Below are 19,185 nucleotides of genomic sequence, written 5' to 3'. Positions count from 1 at the left end.
TCAAAAAGAATCTTCAGCACGATCTTTTATTTCCAAAGAAGGCCGCCAGCGGGCGGCCTTCCTCGGTGTTTCTATGCCCGGAGCTTACTGGGCGCCGCCCGGCTGCGACAGCGTCTCCATCACCTTGTCAAGGCTGAAGGAGGCTGCTTCCTGACGCGGCGGGTATTCCTTGAAGGTCTCAAGGAAGCTGGCCACGTAGGCCTGTGCCGGTACCAGCATGTAGGCGCGGTCGAGCATCCAGTCGTAGAAGGTGTTGGAGGTCCGGTAACCGCGCTCATACGGATCGCGGCGCAGGTTGAAGATCAGCGGAACGCGCAGCGGTGTCAGCGGCTCCATCCATGCACGGAAAGTTCCCCAGGCCTTCTGCTCCAGGAAGGTGATCTTCCAGTCCATGTAGCGCAGCGCGGCAAGGTCGCCGTCATCGGTGAAGTAGAAGATCTCCTTGCGCGGGCTCTCCTCGGCCTCTCCGGTCAGCAGCGGAAGGATATTGTATCCGTCCAGATGCACCCGGTAGTCGCGACCGCCGCCCACTTCGGCAACGGTGACGCCTTCCAGCAGGTCTTCCTTGATGGTTTCGTTGCCGGCAGCGGCCAGGAAGGTCGGCAGCCAGTCCATGTGATGGACGATCTCGTTGATCACCTCGCCCTCGGCGATCTTGCCAGGCCAGCGGACCATCGACGGAACGCGCCACGCGCCTTCCCAGTTGGTGTTTTTCTCACCCCAGAACGGCGTCATGCCTGCATCCGGCCACGTGTTCATGTGGACGCCATTGTCGGTGGAGTAGAAGACGATGGTGTTGTCGGCGATGCCAAGCTCGTCCAGCTTGTCGAGGAAAATGCCGATGTGCATATCATGCTCGATCATGCCGGCTTGGTACTCGTCGACATGCTTGCCGACGATCTCGTCGGCCATCTCGCGGCGCTCTTCGCTGACATGGGTGCGGAAATGCATCCGGGTGCCGGACCACCAGACAAACCACGGCGTGTCGGCGTCTTCCGAGCGCTGGATGAAATCAATCGCGGCGGCGACGGTTTCATCATCGACGGTTTCCTGCCGCTTGATGGTCAGCGGCCCGGTATCCTCGATGGTCCCGTCGGCGGAGGATTTGATCACACCGCGCGGCCCCCATTTGTCGCGGAAGGTGGAGCCATCGGGCAGAACCATTTCGCCCGGGTAATCCTCGTTCTCCGGCTCTTCCTCGGCGTTGAGGTGATAGAGATTGCCGAAGAACTCGTCGAACCCGTGGTTGGTCGGCAGATGCTCGTCGCGGTCGCCGAGGTGATTTTTGCCGAACTGACCGGTAGCGTAGCCTTCGGCCTTGAGCAGGCCGGCAATGGTCGGATCCTCGACCATCATGCCTTCCTTGGCACCCGGCAGGCCGACCTTGGAAAGCCCGGTGCGGAAGACCGACTGCCCCATGATGAAGGAGGAGCGGCCGGCGGTGCAGGATTGTTCACCGTAATAGTCGGTGAAGATGACCCCCTCCTCGGCGATCCGGTCGATATTGGGCGTCCGGTATCCCATCAGGCCCATTGTGTAGGCCGAGATGTTGGACTGGCCAACGTCATCCCCCCAGATCACCAGGATGTTGGGCTTGTCGGCGTCTTGTGCCCAGGCGCCTGTCGCGCTCAGCGCAAGCCCCATGAACGACGCGCCGAGCACGGCTCGTAATGAAAGTCTTGATCGCATTCAATTTCTCCCTGGATAGCGGTTTCTGACGAACCGCCTTCTTTGAACAAACCATCTCTGCATGACCGGGTCATCACCGCGCCGGCCCACTCGAACAAAAACACTGCACGCCCATCAGCGGCGTCGACAGGCGCACAAAGCAACTCTAAGCTCTCCATGCTCGTTATTTCTAGTCCGATATCATTTTGGCTATCCCATCAAATGAATGTTTCCCAAAAGAAAGTCGCCAAACCTCCACCGCTTGACGAAGCCAGGTCCGTCCTTTTCGAACGTGGATGGCTGGCCGAGCGGGATAACGCAACGCGCGAGGCCCTGTTTGGCATCGGGCGTTTGGCCAGTTTCGAATCCGACCAGCCGCTTTACAACCTGAGCGATCAGCCCAACGGCCTGTTCGGTATCGTTTCCGGCGTGGTCCAGATCCTGATCCCGGGCGAGAACAAGGAGATGCTCACCCCCCATCGCGCCGAGGCGGGGTTCTGGGTGGGAGACCTGGCGCTGTTCTCGGACCAGCGGCGGCTGGTGAGCGTCGTGGCGCGCGGGCCGGTTCAGGCGTTGTTCCTGCCGAGTAAAAAGCTGCGGGAACTCGTGCGGAAACATCCGGAGATGATGCGCGACTTCTATGCGCTGACCCATGCGAACATGCAGACCGCGCTGCGGCTGCTGGCCAACCTGTCGGTCACGCGCGCAAACAGCCGCATCGCGCTGCGCCTTCTGCATATCGCCGAATCCATCAGCAGCCCCGACGGCTGGATCGAGCTGTCGCAGGAGGAACTGGCCGAGCACACGGCCGTTTCGCTGCCGACGGTGCAGCGATGCCTGCGCGCGCTCTCGGAAATAAACGCGATCGAACTCGGCTATGGCCGGTTGCGGTTGCTGGACCGCGATGAACTTTTTCGTTTCGCCTGTGACTGAGACGCGTCTACCCCGTGACGAAACGGCAGCCACTTTCGCAACTTCGCCTCTGGCCGATTCAGCCCCCGCGGGGATAGCGTGGCCGAAGACAACAGGAGAATCCCCATGTCAGCCGCCGCATCCCCCCGCTCCCTTGCCAAGGCCGCAGGCCTTTTCGGGCGCGTCTTCGCGGCCGGGCTCCTGTTCGCGGCCAGCCTTGTTTCCGGTCCGGCACCGGCCGAGGAGTCTTCCGAGCCGCCCGAATATGTCGGCAGCCCCGCCTGTGCGGAATGCCACGCGCCGGAGTGGGAGGACTGGCAAGGTTCGCATCACGACCTGGCCTGGACGGAAACCAGCGAAGGTGTGCTGGCCGATTTCGACGACGCGAGCTTCACCCATCGCGGTGTGACCACCCAATTCAGCCGCGAGGGGGAACAGCTTTTCATAGAAAGCGACGGCCCCGACGGCGCCATGACGCGCTGGCCCGTTGCCGGCGTGATCGGCATTACACCGCTGCAGCAATATTTCGTCGAGACCGAGCCGGGACGGTTCCAGACATTCGACATCCCCTGGGATACCGTGCGCAACGAGTGGTTCCACATGTATCCCGACCAGCATCTGCCGGCTTCGGAGGCCTTCCACTGGACCGGCCCCTACAAGACATGGAACAACCGCTGTGCGGAGTGCCATTCCACGAACTACCAGCGCAATTACGATGCGCAGGAGAAACGCTACAACTCCACCTATTCCGAGATCGGCGTCGGCTGCGAGGCCTGCCACGGCCCCGGCTCCCTGCATCTGGACTGGGCCGCGGCGGAAGGCGATCTGCCCGGCTGGCCAATCGAAGGGCTGAGCCCGACCGGCTTCTCCGCCGATTTTACCTCGGGCGACGCCGAGACCGAGATCCAGCAATGCGCCGCCTGCCACGCCCGGCGCGGCCCGCTGGAGGCCGCCTCCCCCCTGCCCGGCACGCCCTTCCACGACGCCTATCGCCTCTCGACCCTGCGCGATCCACTCTACGAAGCCGACGGGCAGATCCTCGACGAGGTCTATGTCTACGGTTCCTTCCTGCAATCAAAGATGTATGCCGCCGGCGTGCAATGCTCCGATTGCCACGACGTGCATAGCGCCACCCATTACAACGAAGGCAACGGCATCTGCCTGAGCTGCCATTCGCCGGCCGGCAACCCGGATTTCCCCAGCTTGAAGCTGGCCGAGTATGACAGTGTCGAGCACCACTTCCACGAACCCGACAGCGAGGGCGCGCAATGCGTCTCCTGCCACATGATCGAGCGCGTCTACATGGGCGTGGACGGACGCCACGACCATTCCTTTCGCGTACCGCGGCCGGACCTGTCGGTGAGCACGGGCGCGCCGAATGCCTGCACCGATTGCCACGCCACCGAGGGACCGTTCTGGGCACAGCAGGAGCTGGAAAAGCGTTTCCCCGACTCCCAATATCGCGGACCGCATTTCGCCACCACTTTCGCCGCGATCCGCAAGGGCGACGCTTCGGAATTGGAGAACCTCGCGGAAATTGCGCTGTCGAACCTGCCAGCGATTGTCCGCGCCACCGCGCTCGAGATGCTGCTGCCCCTTGGCACTCCCGAGCTGGCCGACCGGATGCAGGGCCTGCTATCGGACCCAGACCCGGTGGTGCGCGCCAACGCGGCCGGCCTTCAACGCGCCGCCGCTCCCACCGACATGACCCTGCGGCTGCTGCGCCTGCTGGAAGACGACACGCGCCTGGTGCGCAATTCCGCGGTGCGTGAGCTGCTCGCCGCGTCGATCGCCCACCTGCCCACGAAACAGGCCGAAGCCATGCAGGCGGCGATGGGCGAATGGCAGCAAACCCTCGCAGCGACCGCCGATTTCCCCGAAACGCAGCTTGTTCTTGGCGGCATCGCCTTGACCACCCGCAACCTCGAAGGGGCACTGGCATCCTTCGGCGAAGCGGTTCGGCTAGACCCGCAGATGACCAGTGCCTGGTCCATGATCGTGCGCCTTCAAGCCGCCTCCGACCGGATGGATGAAGCACGGCAGACCCTCGACGCGGCACTGGCCCGCAACCCGAAGGCACCGGACCTGCTGGCCCTGCGCGATCAGCTTCCCTAGGTTCAGGCGAAAAACCGTCGGCCGGAACGCGCGGCGGTTTCCGAAACATTAGGACTTGTATGTTCTAGCTGGTGCCAGAACCCCTGTCACAAGCAACGGAACAGTTCGCGATGTCGCTCAAGAAGACCAACCTGGCCTGGAATGGCTGGAGCATCCGCACGCAGATCAATTTTGCGATGGGCAGTGTGGGAATATTGCTGCTGGTTATCTCGGTCACCTCGACGCTTCTAACCTACAAGATCGGCGGGATACCGCACTGAACCAGCATCATGTTGGCGGCCATCGCGCCGACCACGGACCGAAGCATGAACCCGAGGGAGATCTGTTAAAGAAGGGCTGGCGAGAAACGCCACAACGGACAAAAAATACAGATGATCGGCGCTCAAAGGAGAGCGTCGGACGATCGTGTGTGGGCAATCCCCATTGACAGAGCCCGCCCCGTTACCGAAGTCTGGAGCCTAGCGGCTGAAGGCGCTCGAGGATGAGAACGCGAAGCTGAAGAAGCTGCAGGCCGAGCAGATGCTGGATCTGGCGGCGATGAAGGACCTGGATTCAAAAAAGTGGCAGGGCCCGCCGTGAAGCGGGAAGTCGTTGCGTATCTTCGTGCCGAGCATGGCCTATCGGAACGGCGGGTCTGCCACATCGTCGGCGCGGATCGAGCGATGATCCGCTATCGGACTCAACGCGCGCCGGACACGGTGCTGCGCGGTCGCTTGCGGAACCTGGCCAATGAGCGAAGGCGGTTCGGTTACCGGCGCCTGTTCGTCTTGCTGCGCCGCGAGGGTGTTCCCTCGGGGATCAGTCGCATCTACCGGCTCTACCGCGAAGAGGGGCTGACGGTGCGAAAACGGAAGGTGCGGCGGAAGGCTGTCGGGACTCGGGCTCAGCTTCTGGTCGCGGCGCGACCCAATGCACGCTGGTCTTTGGATTTCGTCCACGACCAGTTCGCCAACGGCCAGCGCTTCCGGGTTCTCGACGTGGTCGACGATGTCACCCGGGAATGCATCCCGGCGGATCCGGAAAGCTCGATCTCGGGGCGTCGTTTGGCACGCGAGCTGACCGCCCTGATCGAGCGCCGCGGAAAGCCCGGCATGATTGTCAGCGACAACGTGACCGAGCTAACCAGTAACGCCATCCCGCGCTGATGTTCCGGTCACCGGATCGAATGGCACTACATCGCACCGGGCAAGCCGATGCAGAACGGCTTTGTCGAGAGTTTCAACGGTCGGATGCGGGCATTTTGTTTATGGTTGCGGGAAGTTTGCGGACAGGATGTCGCCCCTGTCGAGCAAAGGGGCGAGCTCCATGGAAGCCAATTCTCCCCGACAAGACGAGCCCGATCAGGTGACTTCGAAAGCCCATGGCGTTGCACCGCGTGCAACACGGGTATTTTTTATATTTTTCAATATATTAAACCAAATTCATCCAAGCAGGTACCTTTTGACCTCACAACGCATTATGGTCGCATTGATCGCATCATCGTAATGGGCATAAGGCACGGGTACAGCGCTCCAATTTGGTAGTTTGCAGAGCATGAACGCCACTTGAGAGCGAATTCCGGCCGATGACGAGGCCTGTCGTCGTGCGTAAAAATAGCTGAAACCGTTGTCGATAACGGATCAGAATAAGGAGACACCAATCGTGGCCACGACAGATCGTATCCAGAACTCCTATCTTCGCTCAAAGGTCATGAGCGCCGATGACGCGGCTTCACTGATCAAATCCGGCGACACAGTCGGCATGAGCGGCTTTACCGGCTCCGGCTACCCCAAGGCTCTGCCGCAGGCCCTTGCCGGGCAGATCGAGGCCGCGCATAAAGCTGGCGATCCGTTCAAGATCGGCCTCTGGACCGGCGCCTCCACCGGCCCCGAACTCGACGGCGCCCTCGCCAAGGCCGACGCGATCAAATACCGCCTGCCCTACAATTCCGATCCGATCGAGCGCGAGAAGATCAACCGCGGCGAGATGGAATATTTCGATCTGCACCTTTCCCACGTCGCCCCGATGGTCTGGGAAGGCTTCTTCGGCAACCTGGACGTCGCCGTGATCGAAGTCACCGGCGTCAAGGAAGACGGCTCGCTGATCCCCGCCACCTCCATCGGCAACAACAAGACCTGGATCGATTGCGCCGACAAGGTGATCCTGGAGGTGAACGACTGGCATGACGAGCGCATGGAGGGGATGCACGACATCTACTACGGCACGGCACTGCCGCCGAACCGGGTGCCGATCCCGATGGTCCATGCCAATGATCGCATCGGCCAACGGACCCTGCGTTGCGACCCGCACAAGGTGGTCGGCATCATCAAGACCGACCTTCCCGATAAGAACGCCCCCTTCCCGCCGCTCGACGATGTCTCCAAGACGATCGCCGGCCACCTGATGGAGTTCCTGAAGTGGGAAGTGCAAAAAGGCCGCTTGACCAACAAGCTTCTGCCGCTGCAATCGGGTGTAGGCAACGTCGCCAACGCCGTGCTCGCCGGCCTGCGGGATTCGCCCTTCCATGACCTGATGGCCTATACCGAGGTCATCCAGGACGGGATGATGGACCTGATCGATGACGGCAAGATGCTCTGCGCTTCCTCGACCGCCTTCGGTATGTCCGACAAGGCCGCAATCCGGTTCCGGGAAAAGCTCGATTTCTACCGTGACAAGATCATCCTGCGCCCGCAGGAGATTTCGAACCACCCGGAGGTCATCCGCCGCCTGGGCACGATCTCCATGAACGGCATGATCGAGGCCGACATCTTCGGCAATATCAACTCGACCCACGTCATGGGCTCGCGGATCATGAACGGCATCGGTGGCTCGGGCGACTTCACCCGCAATGCCTACCTGTCCTGCTTCGTGTCGCCGTCGATCGCCAAGAAAGGCGATATCTCGACAATCGTGCCGCATGTCAGCCATGCCGACCACATCACTCAGGACGTTCAGGTGATCGTGACCGAGCAGGGCCTTGCCGACCTGCGTGGACTTTCGCCGAAAAGGCGTGCGGAACTGATCATCGCGAATTGCTCTCACCCGGACTACAAACCGCAGCTCGAAGACTATTACGAGCGCGCCAAGAAAAACGCACTCGGCCTGCACACGCCGATGCTGCCCAGCGAAGCGCTGTCCTGGCATCAGCGCTTCCTTGAAAAGAAGACGATGCGCGCCTGATCCAGCTGCGCGAACGTGGAAAGAAAACAGCCGGAGCGGCATGTCCGCCCCGGCTTTTTCATGCCGAATCCGTGGATCTCGGGATATATTGGGGGAACACCGCGCGGCACCGACGCATCACGGCGCCGCGAAGTGACCTAAACGCCCTCCAAAAATCCCGGGAAAGTCCATTCCGCGCCGCCGCGTCGAGTGAACGGTGCTCATCCCAAAAACATTCGCTTCTGGCCCAAACCCGCCATTCAGAGCGCTCCCGCCTGATATCTGCTCAACGCTCGCCGTGATCGCGGGTCTTTTTCAGAATGCCGCCTTCGCCTCGTGTGGCAGCAAAATCGGTCAGGCTACTGCGATACGTCGATCAGCCTTGCCGTTTCCGGCAGATCTTGGAGGCCATGCCACAGGAGCGCGCGAGGATCGATTGATCTACTCCCTAGCCGAGCAACCTTGCGGATCGCATGCCGTCCCTTGCGACGATCGCTCCGTCGACATCTTTCAAACTTGCAGGCATATTTTGGTCGATGTCACTTATGGTCAGACTCCTCTCTGCCTGCATGTTTGTCGCGTTCATCCTGGGCACGGTGGTTCAGGGCGCGGCCGGTGGAACGATGCCCATTGACATGCCCGAAGTGGTGCACACCCATATGGGTGCCCTCGATTGTGCCGACTGCGATGAGCACAGTCCGGAAGGTTCGTCGGAATGCGGCGGGCTCTGTTTCGCGGCTCAATTGGCAGCACTGCCCGTCGAATGGGCGGACCCCGTGACCGGCAACGCCGACGCCTTTGGCTATGCCGACGCAGCGTTTCGCAACCGGGCAGAACCACCGGCGCAGACACCACCGCGACCCCGTTTTCTGATGTGAACCGCCGCGCCGGATCCCGGCGCAAGTGACGAGATCGATTGCGCGCCAGCGCCGACGTCTCTCCATCTCCATCCATGGACAACGGAAAATGACATATTTCAAAGAACTTCGGCTCAACAGGCGCGCCTTCATGGGGGGTGTCATGGGGGCCTCGATCCTGGGAATAACGCCGGCATTGGGGGCCGCGACACCGGCCGGGGCTCACGCAGTCGCGTTCACGGGCAGCGGCGCGGTCGCCGTTGGCGACGTCTTTCTGATCAGCGAGGACGGTGGTGCCAGCTGGCGCCAGGGCACCCGACCGGACCGCAAACCGGTGGCGCTCACGACGCATCCCGAGCGGCCGAACCGCCTGATCGTCGCACTCGAAGGCGGCGGCGTGGCGGTTTCGTACAACCAGGGCGAACCTCTCGTCCCAGGCGGCCGGGGTTTGCCTGCGACCGAGATCGCGGCACTCGCCACCGCCGCACGGCTGCCGGACACGCTTTACGCCGCCATCCCCGGTGACGGACTCTGGCGCAGCGAGGATGCTGGAGAAAACTGGGAATTCGTGATGGATCGCCCCTTCATCGCCGGAGAGGAGCGAGACGTGCTCAGCCTGGCGTCGGTCGACCTCGCCAGCGGGATGGGCGGCATATGGCTCTATGGCGGCTCGACCGCTGGGCTGCAACGCGTCCCCGACTGTTTCTGCCGGTGGCAAGACGTGCAGCCAGAACACGCGCTGGACGCCCTACTGGAGGGCGCCAAGGCGCCCGATATGGTCCCGCTCCCGGCCGGAGAGCCCGTTTGGGCCCTCGTATCTTCGCCCGCGGCACCGAACCGTCTCTGGGCCGCCCTGCCCTCCGGGATCTGGGCCAGCATCGATGCCGGCCTGATCTGGAGCAAGGCAAATTCGCTCGGTGCCGCGGCCCTCGCCAGCGACCCGACCAATCCCGACACCCTCGTCGCGGCAGCCGAAGGCAGGCTTTTGCACAGCCGAGACGCCGGCCTGTCCTGGACGGCCTCCACGATCCTCTGAAGGAAATTCCCAATGAAAAAACCCACCCTTGCAATCCTCGCCCTGATCGCAACGCCCGCCCTTGCTGCCGAACCGGTCACCGTCTACCGCGACCCGAGCTGTGGCTGCTGCAGTCTCTGGGCGGAATACATGGAAGACCGTGGCTACGACGTGGAGATTGTCGACGACACCAATGTCGCCCGGCGGGCGATGGCGGCTGGCGTTCCCGAGCAGGGGCTGTCCTGCCACCATTCAAAAATCGGCGGTTACGAGGTTCACGGCCATGTGCCCGAGGAAGTCATCGCGCGGCTGCTGACGGAACGGCCGGCGATCACCGGGTTGATCCTGCCCGGCATGCCGCAGAATTCTCCCGGCATGGCGCGTGAGAAATACGGGACGCTCAAGGTCTATTCCTACGGACCGGAGGGGATAGAGGTCTTTTCGAATGAGTAAGACCCATCCTGCGAAAGGGTCGGAAGAGCGGAAGGCGGCGTGTCTGCTGGCCGCCGCCACCCTGGCCGTGGCGAGCGCCTCGGGTGCCGCGGCCGGCAGCCCTGCGGAGGTGACCTTTCTCGGCGCCCCTTCCAGCGCCGAGACGATTGCCGCCGGCGAAGTGCTCTATGCGGAGCATTGCGCCGCCTGTCATGGCGAGAACCGGGAGGGCCAGCCGGACTGGCGCAGGCGCCTCGACACGGGGCGCATGCCAGCACCGCCGCAGGACGGCTCCGGCCATTCCTTCACACATTCCGACGCGCATCTCTTCGCGATGACGAAATCGGGGATCGAGGCGGTGGTGCCCGGTTACGAGAGCGACATGCCGGCCTTCGGGGACATCCTCGAGGATGGCGAGATCATCGCCATCCTGTCTTTCGTCAAGGCGAACTGGCCCGAGGCGAAACGCATCTTCCAGGCAGGTCTGCCCGGCATGGACACGGGGATGTCCGGGCAATGATGCGCGCGGGCGCCCATCTCCCCGGCATGGCTTTCGATGCCGTTGCCCTGCACCACCGGAACGCAGGTCGATATCGAACACACCCTCTTGTCGCGAATTCGCTGTTGACCTTCCAGCACTGGAGGGATGGCAAATGCGGGATGGCTGCGGGAGATACTTGAACTGGTGAATAGACTGTTTGCATTCCCGATCGTGACCGCCGGTCTGATCGCCATCGCGATTCTGATGTCGCAGGCCCGGGTGCCGTCGGAAAGGATATCCGATGGACAGGAGCTCATTGCCGGTGGCGCGCCGATGGTCGAGGTGCGGCTTCCAGCGGAGCTGTCAGCAGATGCCCAACACGGAAGAACCGCATTCGACGCGAAATGCGCCGGCTGCCACGGAACCCATGCAGCCGGCCAGCAAGGGGTCGCCCCGCCGCTGGTCCACAAGATCTACGAGCCGGGCCACCATGGCGACATGGCATTTCTCCTCGCGGCAAAGACGGGGGTGCGGGCCCATCACTGGAGCTTCGGGAGCATGCCCCCGGTCGAGGGCATCTCTGATACCGAGATCGCACGGGTTACGCTCTATATCCGGGAATTGCAGCGGGAGAACGGGATCAGGTGATGAAGCGCGACCGGAACATGACACTCTGGTACCGCGCCGTGGCGCTGGTGCTTGTGTTCGTCCTGATCGCGCCGCCGGCATTTCCTCCGGCCCTCTCGCATGCCGCCGACCATCGGGTTGCGGCACCTTTCGAACAGGCCCGGGAAGATTCCCATCATCATCCGGCCTCCACCGAGGGCGAACTGGCCGGACAGTGTCATCCGGGGATCGACTGCCATTTCCAGGCCATCGTCGAGATCCACGCGATGCCATTTCCGCCTGCCGAGCTCGACGGGCAGGAGTTCCTGCCACACGGGCGCATCGAGCCAGGCATCAAGCACGGCTTTGATCCCCCACCACCGCGCGTCGCGTCCTGACCCAAGACCGATTTGAGGACAGGACAAGACAGGAGCAGATCCATGAAACTGAAACGAAATCTGAGCGCCGCGACCGGCATCACTCTCATCGCGGCCACGGCCTTTGCCCACAGTGGGGCGATGGGCATTGTCAAGGAACGCATGGATGGGATGGCCGCCATGGCGGAGGTCGTGAAAGCGCTTGCGCCGATGATGCAGGGCACCGCGCCCTATGATCCGGATGCCGTGCGGTCAGGAGCAGCAAGGATCGCCGCCCATGCCGGCGAGGCCATGACATCCAAGTTCCCCGAAGGGACCGGTGGTGCCCCCTCGGAGGCCAGGCCCGAGATCTGGCAGGATTGGGAGACCTTCACTGGGCTTGCGCAACAACTTGAGATCTTTGCCGAGGGCCTGGAACGCGCCGCGGAGAACGGTGTCGGCGGGATGCCGACGCAAGGTGGCATGATGGGCGGCCAGGGAATGATGGGTGGACAGGGCATGATGGGCGGTGGTGCGCCGATGATGAGTGCCGAACATATTGGCCAGATGCCCGCCGGCATGGCCTTTGCCATGGTCAGTCAGGCCTGCACGGCTTGCCATACAAGGTTCCGCGCCGAGGAGAAGTGACATGCTGGCTCTGCTGCGCACTGCGGCAATCCTCGCGATGGCAGGCGGGGCAATTGTGCTCGGCCTGATGTTCCGGCCGGTCGGAAGCCCTCCCGCCCCGATCGAATTGACCGGAGACGTGAACCGCGGCGCCTATCTCGCACGGGCCAGCGGTTGTATCGCCTGCCATACCGACATCGCGGGCGGCGCCGCGCCGCTGGCGGGAGGGGCACCGCTGAAGACACCGTTCGGCGCCTTCTATCCACCCAACCTGACCACAGACCCCGACCTCGGCATTGGCGACTGGACGGTCGAAGACTTCGCAAAGGCGGTGCGGCAGGGAATTTCGCCGACAGGCGAGCCCTACTTCCCCACCTTCCCCTACCCGTTCTACGCGAATTTCTCCGATCAGGAGATCGCCGATCTGTGGGCGGCCTTTCAGACCGTTCCGGCGGTGCCCGAGCCAAGTCCAGAGCATGAGGCACCGTTTCCGGTCAACCAAAGATGGGCTCTCAAGCTCTGGCGGGCCATGTTCCTGACTCGCCCGGAAACGGATCCCGTCGACGGCAGGAGCGCCGCCTGGAACCGGGGACGTGAACTGGTGAGGGGCGCCGCGCATTGCGGGGCCTGTCATACACCCCGAAACCTTGCAGGCGCACGTTCGAGAGGCGCGACATTCTCCGGCAACGAGGACCTCCCCGGGGGAGACAACGCGCCCTCCCTCCGACCGGCCGATCTCCGCGCCAGAAGCTGGACGGTTGAAAACCTTGCCTTCGCGCTCCGCACGGGCCTCATGCCAGACGGAGACTCGTTCGGCGGCAGCATGGGCGAGGTGGTTCAGGGGGGAACAGCCTTTCTGAGCGACGCAGACCTAACCGCGATGGCAACCTATGTGCTTGACGCCGAGTAACAGCGTCCGCGGGCCGCTACTGACCCGCGGACACCGATCCGGGAAGGCTCATTCGCCTGCCTTGTGCCAAACCCGGTCTGCCTTCCGTGCTCTACGGAACCTTCTGGCAAACGTCCCTTCCACGCGCTGATCGCGAGAATGTATATTGTCCGATCAGCCAGCCCGAGATAGACGCGTCTCGTGACAAAGATGACAGTCCAGACCGCCACAAGGCGCCTCATTACCCTGCTCACCTGCTTGACGCTGGTGATCGGAAGCCTGTCCTTTGTCTACGGCGGGGCGCAGCACACCGCTCACGCGGCCGGCGCGGTCGCACAGGAAACGGCAGCACCGGCAGAAACCCATACGGGACACGCAACGCCTCATGCGGCGGCAACGAATGCCGCCTCCGAGCACTGCCCTTCCGACACGGTGCAGTCATCGGGTTGCCATTTCGCGGGATGTTGCCCTGCGGAGCTGCAACCTGCGTATCTTTTGGCGCCCGAATCCTTCGCACGCCGCGCCAGCCAGCGCCCATTGGCGACATCTTCCATAAAGTTGCAGGCAGCCTCTCTGCCCGAACGTCCTCCCCGGTCCCTCTGACATCGCACCTGCGACCCTGAACACAGGGTTCGTGGCCAAATCGTTGTCTTTGGGTTGATCGAACAGGGATCGGCCGTCTGGAGGTCGTCATGCGCGGACGTTATGCGGCGCTTAGTATTCTTGCCCTCGCCGGGGGCATGGCCGGTGGGATCTATCTTGAGCGGCTCTACCTCAATCCCGTGGTCCCCAACGGCTCAGACGAGCCGGAAATCCTCTATTGGGTTGCGCCAATGGATGCGAATTTCCGCCGCGACGGGCCGGGCAAGTCCCCGATGGGAATGGACCTGATCCCGGTCTATGCCGGGCAGGAACCCTCGGGCGACCCCGGGGAGGTCACGCTGAGCGCGGCCGAGATCAATGCGATCGGTGTCCGAACCGCGCTGGCCCAGGTGACCGATGTCGCGCAGCGCATCGAGACCGTGGGCTTCGTCGGCTATGACGAGCACCGGACGAGCCATGTCCATACCCGCGTGGAAGGCTGGATCGAGCGCCTTGAAGTGCGAGCCGTGGGAGACCGGGTTGAACAAGGCCAGGTCCTGTTCGACCTGTTCTCGCCGTTGGTCGCGGCAGCGACCGGCGATCTGATCCGGGCGCTCGATGACTCCGACCCCCGCATCCTCGACTCCGCGCGCAACAAGCTGCTGAGCCACGGGATGTCTTCCCGCCAACTGGCGGAGATCGAACGGACCCGGGAGCTTGCGCGCAATATCGAGATCGAGGCGCCGCAGGATGGCGTCGTGATCTCGCTCGAAGCGGCAGACGGCATGTATCTCCAGCCCGGAATCCGCGCTTTCTCCGTTGCTGACCTGAGCAGCGTCTGGCTGATCGTGGATGTGTTCGAGCGTGATATCGCCCGCCTTTCCAACGAGATGCGCGCCGTGGCCCGGTTCGAGCATCTTCCGGGCCGCAGCTTCGAGGGCGAGATCGACTACGTCTATCCGGAGCTCGACCCGCGCACCCGCACCCTGCCCGTGCGCTTGAGCTTCGACAACGCCGAGGGCCTGCTGCGCCCGGGCATGTTCGGAAGCGTGAGCCTCCTGCCGGAGACCAGCCAACAGGTTCTGACCGTCCCCTCCGAGGCCGTCATCCGCACCGGCGCGGCCGAACGCGTGATCCTGAAGACAGGCAAGGGTACCTTTCGCCCGCGCCTCGTCACAACCGGGCTGCGCGACAGTTTCGGCGAGGGTGGACGCACCGAGATCCTTCAGGGGCTGACCCCGGGCGAGGAGGTTGTTGCCTCGGCGCAGTTCCTCATCGACAGCGAAAGCGCCCTGAGCGCCGGTTTCATGCGGATGGCGCCGACCGATCAGGAACCGGCGCGCGGCACCGGAACACTGGTCGCACTTGACAGCGAAAACCGCCTGGCAACCGTGAGCCACGACGCACTGGAGAGCCTCGACTGGCCCGCCATAACCTCACGGTTCCCGGTGCGGGCAGACGTGCCGCTCGACCGGCTTGAAGAGGGCGAGAAGGTTGCATTCACGGCCGCACGCGGCGCGGACGGGCTTCTTGGGCTGCTGGAACTCGTGCCCGACAATGGCGTCGCGGCCACCGGTACCGGAATGGCGCTGGCGGTCACGCCGGACGGCAAACTGACGCTCAAACACGATCCGATACCGGAGCTCGGCTGGCCGGCGATGCAGATGGACCTGTCCGTATCCGGTCTGGATCCGGACACGGTTCGGCTCGAGACGCCCATCGCGTTCGACCTGGCAAAGGACGAGGGCGGAATGTTCTCGGTCATCGCTGTCCGTGCCGTCGGCGACCCGGCGCCCGCGTCCACCGACCCCGCCCAACCCGAGGCAGCACCGCCCATCGTCGTCGCCGGCACAATCGTCTCCGTCGACAGCGCAGCCCGCATGGCCACCGTCACACATGGGCCGATGAAGGAAATCGGCATGCCCGGCATGACCATGGATTTCGCCATCGATCCGGCGCTCGACCCTGCCGGGCTCGTCACCGGCACCGAGATGACGCTCACCTTCGCCCGGCCGGACGGCATGACGATGGTGCTGGCTGAAGTCGCGCCTCTCACGCCTCCCATGAAAGTGTCGGGTCAGATCAACTCGGTCGACCCGGACGCGCGGATGGCGAACGTCACGCATGGCCCGATGACCGAGATCGGCATGCCCGGCATGACCATGGATTTCGCCATCGCCGAACGCGTCGATCCGGCCGATCTGCCTGTCGGCGCGGAGTTGACACTCCTGCTGGATCGCAACCCCGATTTCTCCATGACGCTTGTCGGCGTCGCTGCCCCGGAAGGCCTGACGCAATGATCCCTGCAATCATCCGCGCGTCGATCGCAAACCGGTTCGTCATCGTGGCGCTGGCCTTCATGATGGCCGCCGCCGGGATATGGGCAATCCGCGAGACACCGGTCGACGCGATCCCCGACCTTTCGGACGTGCAGGTCATCGTCCGCACGCCCTATCCAGGGCAGGCGCCGCAGGTCGTCGAGAACCAGATCACCTACCCGCTCGCCACCGCGATGCTGGCCGTGCCGGGCGCGAAGGACGTGCGCGGCTTCTCTTTCTTTGGCGACAGCTTCGTCTACGTCGTGTTCGAGGATGGAACGGACCTCTACTGGGCGCGATCCCGCGTTCTGGAGTATCTCGGCCAGATCACCGGCAGCCTGCCTGAGGGGGTCTCGCCGCAACTCGGGCCGGATGCAACCGGCGTCGGCTGGATCTACCAATACGCGCTGATCGACCGGACGGGGACGCACGACCTCGCACAGCTTCGGACACTGCAGGACTGGTTCCTGAAATACGAGCTCCAGGCCGTCGAAGGTGTGTCGGAGGTCGCCACGATCGGCGGCATGGTCAAGCAGTACCAGGTGGTCGTCGATCCCAACAAGCTGCGCGCCTACGACATCACGCTCGACCAGCTCGCAAACGCCATTCGGTCGGCCAACCGGGAGACCGGCGGCAGCGTGATCGAAATGGGCGAGGCCGAGTTCATGGTGCGGTCGTCGGGCTACATCGACGAGCTGGCCGATCTCGCCAGTGCTCCCCTGATGGTCAACGAGCGGGGCGCGGCGCTCACCCTGGGGGACGTGGCCGATATACGGCTCGGGCCCGAGATGCGCCGTGGCGTCGGCGAATTCGACGGCGAGGGGGATGCCGTTGGCGGCGTTGTCATCCTTCGCTGGGGCGGCAATGCACTCGCCACGATCAAGGCGGTGGAGGCCCGCATCGAGGAACTGCGCCCGAACCTGCCCGAAGGCGTCGAACTCGTCACGACCTATGATCGCTCCGGCGTCATCGAACGCGCGATCGAGAACCTGCAGAAGAAGCTGACGGAGGAATTCATCGTCGTCGTGCTCGTCTGCGCGGCGTTCCTGCTGCATCTGCGCTCGTCGCTGGTGATCCTGCTGTCACTTCCGCTCGGGATTTTCGCGGCCTTCATCCTGATGAGGGCGCAAGGAGTGAACGCCAACATCATGTCGCTGGGCGGGATCGCCATCGCAATCGGCGCGATGGTCGATGCCTCGATCGTCATGATCGAGGCAATGCACCGGCGTCTCGAAAAGGAGAAGCTGACCGCCGAGAACCGTTGGCAGATCGTGCAGGAATGCGCCTCCGAGGTCGGGCCGGCGCTCTTCTATTCGCTGGCGATCATCACCGTCAGCTTCCTGCCGGTCTTTGTCCTGGAGAACCAGGAAGGCCGCCTGTTCCAGCCACTCGCCTATACCAAGACCTATGCCATGGCCGCCGCGGCGATCCTGTCGATCACGCTCGTGCCGGTTCTGATGGGGTATTTCGTGCGCGGGCGCATCGTTCCCGAGCGCAAGAACCCGCTGAACCGCGTTGTCGTGTTCCTCTACCGCCCGTTCCTCGATGCGGCCATCGCCTGGCCCTGGGCGACGACCGTGCTCGCGGCCGCCGTGGTCGGCTCGATGTGGTACCCGCTGCAACGCCTTGGATCGGAATTCATGCCCGAACTGAACGAGGGCGATTTCCTCTACATGCCGTCGCTCTATCCCGGGGTCTCGATCGGCAAGGCGCGCGAAGTGCTCCAGCAGACCGACCGCCTGATTGCCACCGTCCCCGAGGTCGAGACCGTCCACGGGAAGCTTGGCCGCGCCGATAGCGCGACAGACCCCGCGCCGCTGACGATGATCGAGACGACGATCCAGCTGAAGCCGGAAAGCGAATGGCGCCCCGGTATGACGATGGAAAGGATCCGTGACGAGCTGGACCGGGTCGTGCAGGTGCCCGGCGTGACCAATGTCTGGATCCAGCCGATCAAGAACCGGATCGACATGCTGGCGACCGGCATCAAGACGCCGGTCGGCGTCAAGATCACCGGGGCGGACCTGAAACAGATCGAACGGATCGGCATTGCCGTGGAGGAGGCCGTGCGCGGCATTGACGGCACCGCTTCTGCCTATGCCGAGCGGCCCGTGGGCGGGCGGTTCATCGAGATCGACGTCAACCGCGCGGCCGCGGCCCGCTACATGATGAGCGTGCAGGACGTGCAGAACGTCGTGCAAACTGCCATCGGCGGCATGCAGGTCTCGGAATCCGTCGAAGGGCTCGAACGGTTCCCGATCAACCTGCGCTATCCGCAATCGTGGCGCGACAGCCCCGAACGGCTGAAGACACTGCCGGTGGTCACGCCTTCGGGCGCCCATGTACCGCTCGCCGCGCTGGCGGAAATCCGCATCGTCGATGGCCCGGGCATGATCCGTTCCGAGAATGCGCGGCGCACCGGCTTCGTCTTCATCGACATCGCCGGGCGGGACCTCGGCAGCTACGTCGCCGAAGCACGTGCACGGGTCGCCGAACAGGTCACCTTGCCACCCGGCTATGCGCTGAACTGGTCCGGCCAATACGAGTATATCGAACGAATGCAGGAGCGGCTCACGATCGTCGCGCCGGCGACCCTGCTGATCATCACGCTGATGCTGTTCATGGCCTTCAACCGCGTGATCGAGGTGGGGATCATCCTCGCCGCGCTGCCGGTGGCACTGTCGGGAGGCGTCTGGTTCTTGTGGTATCTTGGTTTCGATACCTCGGTGGCGGTGCTGGTCGGCTTTATCGCGCTGGCGGGGGTCGCGGTCGAGACGGCCATCGTGATGCTCCTCTACCTGAATCTCTCATGGGAAAAGAGGCGCAAGCTTGCGCAGGGTGAAGGGCGCAGGCTCGACAGGAACGATATCGAGGAGGCCGTCTTCGAAGGCGCCGTGCTGCGCGTGCGCCCGAAGGTTATGACGGTTGCCACGATCTTCGCGGCGCTGATTCCGATCATGTACGGCACCGGCACCGGGTCGGAGATCATGCAGAGGATCGCGGCCCCCATGATCGGCGGCATGGTCACGGCGACGATCCTGACCCTGTTCGTGATCCCCGCGATCTTCGTGATCTGGAAACAGCTCGCGCTCCCCCGTGTCAATCGGGAGATCGCCTCTTCCACTCCAACCCAACCCTCCGGCCAGGCGCCTGTCCCGGCGGAGTAACCATCCATAAACCTGAAAGGAC

At 63.4% G+C, this 19,185-nt stretch carries 15 protein-coding genes and 1 pseudogene; 15 read left to right on the top strand and 1 reads right to left on the bottom strand.

Translation table 11 applies throughout. The annotated features are described in order from the left end of the window. Window positions 1–84 precede the first annotated feature (84 nt). Window positions 85–1,644: an arylsulfatase gene (locus BLR85_RS02395; RefSeq protein ID WP_068309848.1), complete on the bottom strand. Its 1,560-nt coding sequence runs from the start codon at window positions 1,642–1,644 to the stop codon at window positions 85–87. A 246-nt stretch (window positions 1,645–1,890) separates the two neighbouring features. Between BLR85_RS02395 and BLR85_RS02390 the strand changes: the two genes are divergently transcribed. The 15 genes and pseudogenes from BLR85_RS02390 (at window position 1,891) to BLR85_RS02325 (ending at window position 19,163) form a co-directional block, all read left to right on the top strand. After that, window positions 1,891–2,601: a Crp/Fnr family transcriptional regulator gene (locus BLR85_RS02390; RefSeq protein WP_170844431.1), complete on the top strand. Its 711-nt coding sequence runs from the start codon at window positions 1,891–1,893 to the stop codon at window positions 2,599–2,601. Between the two features lie 105 nt (window positions 2,602–2,706). Continuing rightward, window positions 2,707–4,695, top strand: coding sequence for a multiheme c-type cytochrome (locus tag BLR85_RS02385; protein WP_093148695.1), 1,989 nt, complete (start codon window positions 2,707–2,709; stop codon window positions 4,693–4,695). Between the two features lie 110 nt (window positions 4,696–4,805). Continuing rightward, on the top strand, window positions 4,806–4,955 hold the full coding sequence (locus tag BLR85_RS28995) for a hypothetical protein (RefSeq protein WP_170844430.1): 150 nt from the start codon (window positions 4,806–4,808) through the stop codon (window positions 4,953–4,955). Window positions 4,956–5,157: 202 nt separating this feature from the next. Next, window positions 5,158–5,930, top strand: a pseudogene (locus tag BLR85_RS02380) (IS3 family transposase); the annotation flags it as partial. Between the two features lie 406 nt (window positions 5,931–6,336). Continuing rightward, the gene (locus BLR85_RS02375; RefSeq protein ID WP_212635006.1) at window positions 6,337–7,854 is read left to right on the top strand and encodes an acetyl-CoA hydrolase/transferase family protein; all 1,518 of its coding nucleotides are present in this window, start codon (window positions 6,337–6,339) and stop codon (window positions 7,852–7,854) included. Window positions 7,855–8,306: 452 nt separating this feature from the next. Beyond that, a complete protein-coding gene (locus BLR85_RS02370; RefSeq protein WP_139188289.1) occupies window positions 8,307–8,711 on the top strand; it encodes a hypothetical protein in 405 nt (134 codons plus the stop codon). Window positions 8,712–8,799: 88 nt separating this feature from the next. Next, the gene (locus tag BLR85_RS02365; protein ID WP_093148687.1) at window positions 8,800–9,726 is read left to right on the top strand and encodes a WD40/YVTN/BNR-like repeat-containing protein; all 927 of its coding nucleotides are present in this window, start codon (window positions 8,800–8,802) and stop codon (window positions 9,724–9,726) included. Window positions 9,727–9,738: 12 nt separating this feature from the next. After that, the gene (locus BLR85_RS02360) at window positions 9,739–10,158 is read left to right on the top strand and encodes a DUF411 domain-containing protein (RefSeq protein ID WP_093148683.1); all 420 of its coding nucleotides are present in this window, start codon (window positions 9,739–9,741) and stop codon (window positions 10,156–10,158) included. Beyond that, window positions 10,151–10,657 (top strand): c-type cytochrome, encoded by a 507-nt coding sequence (locus BLR85_RS02355; RefSeq protein WP_093148681.1) that lies wholly within the window; start codon window positions 10,151–10,153, stop codon window positions 10,655–10,657. The genes BLR85_RS02360 and BLR85_RS02355 overlap by 8 nt, the downstream gene beginning before the upstream one ends. A gap of 225 nt (window positions 10,658–10,882) precedes the next feature. Further along, a complete protein-coding gene (locus BLR85_RS02350) occupies window positions 10,883–11,266 on the top strand; it encodes a c-type cytochrome (protein ID WP_093149158.1) in 384 nt (127 codons plus the stop codon). Further along, window positions 11,266–11,622: a hypothetical protein gene (locus tag BLR85_RS02345; RefSeq protein ID WP_093148677.1), complete on the top strand. Its 357-nt coding sequence runs from the start codon at window positions 11,266–11,268 to the stop codon at window positions 11,620–11,622. Before BLR85_RS02350 ends, BLR85_RS02345 begins: the two co-directional genes overlap by 1 nt. Window positions 11,623–11,664: 42 nt before the next feature. Further along, window positions 11,665–12,228 carry a c-type cytochrome gene (locus tag BLR85_RS02340; protein WP_093148673.1) on the top strand — a complete coding sequence of 188 codons (564 nt, stop codon included), beginning with the start codon at window positions 11,665–11,667 and terminating at the stop codon, window positions 12,226–12,228. Window position 12,229: 1 nt separating this feature from the next. After that, window positions 12,230–13,117, top strand: coding sequence for a c-type cytochrome (locus BLR85_RS02335; protein WP_093148670.1), 888 nt, complete (start codon window positions 12,230–12,232; stop codon window positions 13,115–13,117). A gap of 671 nt (window positions 13,118–13,788) precedes the next feature. Next, a complete protein-coding gene (locus BLR85_RS02330; protein WP_093148666.1) occupies window positions 13,789–15,978 on the top strand; it encodes an efflux RND transporter periplasmic adaptor subunit in 2,190 nt (729 codons plus the stop codon). Further along, a complete protein-coding gene (locus BLR85_RS02325) occupies window positions 15,975–19,163 on the top strand; it encodes an efflux RND transporter permease subunit (protein WP_093148663.1) in 3,189 nt (1,062 codons plus the stop codon). Before BLR85_RS02330 ends, BLR85_RS02325 begins: the two co-directional genes overlap by 4 nt. The last annotated feature ends 22 nt before the right edge of the window (window positions 19,164–19,185 follow it).

The organism is Aliiruegeria lutimaris, assembly GCF_900099935.1.
Lineage (GTDB): Bacteria > Pseudomonadota > Alphaproteobacteria > Rhodobacterales > Rhodobacteraceae > Tropicimonas > Tropicimonas lutimaris.
The sequence above is the reverse complement of the archived record's forward strand: the minus strand, read 5'-3'. Positions and strand labels throughout refer to the sequence as shown.